Raw genomic sequence first — 1,132 nt, forward strand, 5'->3', positions numbered from 1 at the left:
ATGAATATAAAGAATTAAAATAAATTCATATTTTTACGTATTCAGCCTTGTTTAATGACTAGCCACTTTACGTTTTGCTATAGAATTAAAGTGATTATGTAAAGAAAAACACTTTAAGGAAGTTGAGCAATTTATCATGAAAACATAAATAAAAGTATTGTAATGTTCAGCTTGGAATCAAAAATTTTTTGCAGTATTAGAATATGTCTGAAAGGTGTATTTTATACGATAATTAGGTGTAAATAAAGGATTTAGTCAAAGGCAAAACTAAAGATAGATACACTAACTTATAAGTTGTATAGGGTATAATACTGTTGACAGTTGAGGAGGATGTATAATCTTCAATTGTTAAATACAGCAATTTGATTTAGAAATTTTAGAAAGCAAGATTGTAAAGGAGATTTTTTAGAAAAGAAAGGTGATTAATTATGAAAAAGACATTAATTGGTTTATTTTTAGTTTTAGGAGCAGCTTCATTCGCAGATGCTGGAAAAATTGAAGCAAAGGGTGGATTAGATTTAGGTGGTAAATACCATTATGGACAAAACTACAAAAATCAAAAAACTAAAAACAGTTCTGGAGAAATTGGAGTTGAGTATAGAAACGAAGTAGTTCCAGGATTAGAATTAGGAGGAGGGACTGCATTCCAATTCCACAAAGATTTAAAAGATAAAGTTTCAGGACAAAACTTGAAAAACTATAATTCAATACCTGTATATGGAACAGCTAAATATACATTTGATACACAAACTACTGTTAAACCTTATGTAAAAGGTGACTTAGGATATTCATTCAATAATGGAGATCATGATTATGGTAGATTAGGTAAATATAAAGCAGAAGGTGGACTTTACTACGGTGTAGGTGGAGGAATCAACGTCAACAACGTAAATGTGGAACTTATGTATAAAGAAAATAAAGGTAAATATGAATACGAAGGACCTTTAGGTGTTAAATCTAAATATAATGCTAACTACGGAAGAGTATCTCTTGGTGTAGGTTATGATTTCAATTTAGGAAATTAATATTTAATCAATAAAAATAGATAGTATTTTTGCTACCACAATATGTGGTAGTTTTTTTTTAAAAAATAATTAGATAAGCAAAATATTTTTTTATCAAAATTAATATC

The 1,132-nt window shown here is 28.0% G+C and carries 1 protein-coding gene; it reads left to right on the top strand.

What is annotated here, in order from left to right; all coding sequences use genetic code 11:
• Positions 1-428: 428 nt before the first annotated feature.
• Complete coding sequence (locus tag Q0370_RS00050) at positions 429-1,025, top strand: outer membrane beta-barrel protein (RefSeq protein ID WP_299570395.1); 597 nt, start codon at positions 429-431, stop codon at positions 1,023-1,025.
• Positions 1,026-1,132: the final 107 nt, after the last annotated feature.

The sequence above is a fragment of the uncultured Leptotrichia sp. genome (assembly GCF_938036635.1).
Classification (GTDB): Bacteria; Fusobacteriota; Fusobacteriia; order Fusobacteriales; family Leptotrichiaceae; genus Leptotrichia; species Leptotrichia hongkongensis.

Bases quoted from the DNA above. Each gene is read 5' to 3' on its own strand.
- Q0370_RS00050 (WP_299570395.1), top strand. From the start codon at position 429: ATGAAAAAGACATTAATTGGTTTATTTTTAGTTTTAGGAGCAGCTTCA.